General features: G+C 43.7%; 1 protein-coding gene. It reads left to right on the top strand.

From position 1 onward, the window contains the following. Window positions 1-176: 176 nt before the first annotated feature. Window positions 177-956, top strand: a complete 780-nt coding sequence (locus tag A3738_RS27210; RefSeq protein WP_068476799.1) for a TatD family hydrolase — start codon at window positions 177-179, stop codon at window positions 954-956. The last annotated feature ends 19 nt before the right edge of the window (window positions 957-975 follow it).

The raw sequence follows: 975 nt of genomic DNA on the forward strand, positions 1-975 counted from the left end.
GACGAAACAGCAAAAAATATTATTGAGAAGGAATTAGCTGGGGCATTAAGTTCGGATCGTCCGACCCACAGTATGTAATTCGTTCTTTTGTAAATAAAAAAAGGCGCACATCATGATGCGCCTTTTTTGTGTTCGCGTTACACTGGCGCGCATTATTTGTGTGTATTCGAGTACTTATGTTTATAGATTCCCATTGCCATTTAGATCGATTAAAGCTTGAGAAATATGAGGGTGGATTAGCAGATGCCATATCTGCAGCTCGTGACGAAGGTGTGAGTGAAATGCTTTGTGTTGCGATTGATCTTGAGCACATCGAAGATGTGTTAGGCGCGGCAAGCTCCTTTGATAATATTTATGCTTCGGTCGGTGTTCATCCAACAAGTTATGAGGGCGAAGAACCGAGCGTTGAGCGTTTATTAGAGCTATCTAAGCGAGAAAAGGTCATTGCGATTGGTGAAACGGGGTTAGATTACTACTACAGCGAAGATAAAAAAGAGCTTCAGCAAGAACGCTTTATTCGACACCTAGAGGCAAGCAAGCAATGTGGCAAGCCTGTGATCGTCCATACGCGAGATGCAAAAGAAGATACCTTAGAGATTATTGCAAAACATGGTGACCCTAGTGTTGCTGGCGTGCTCCATTGTTTTACCGAAGATCTCGATATGGCCTTACGCGCGATTGAACTCGGTTACTATATTTCGTTTAGTGGTATCGTCACGTTTAAGAATGCAGTTGAGCTGCAAGACGTCGCTAAGTCGATTCCGCTTGAGCATATGCTAATTGAGACAGATTCACCTTATTTAGCGCCTGTTCCGTTTCGCGGTAAGCCTAATGAGCCAAAGTATGTTCCTAAAGTGGCGGAGTTTATAGCCGAGTTGCGCGGTATTTCTGTTGAGGAAGTGGCCAAGAAAACCGCGGAAAATTTCCACGCTCTGTTCACGCATGCAAGAGCGTAAGTGTATTTTGAATTATCAG

The sequence above is a fragment of the Oleiphilus sp. HI0066 genome, assembly GCF_001635725.1.

Excerpts from the sequence above, each read along its gene's own strand:
- A3738_RS27210 (WP_068476799.1), top strand. The coding sequence starts at position 177 with ATGTTTATAGATTCCCATTGCCATTTAGATCGATTAAAGCTTGAGAAA.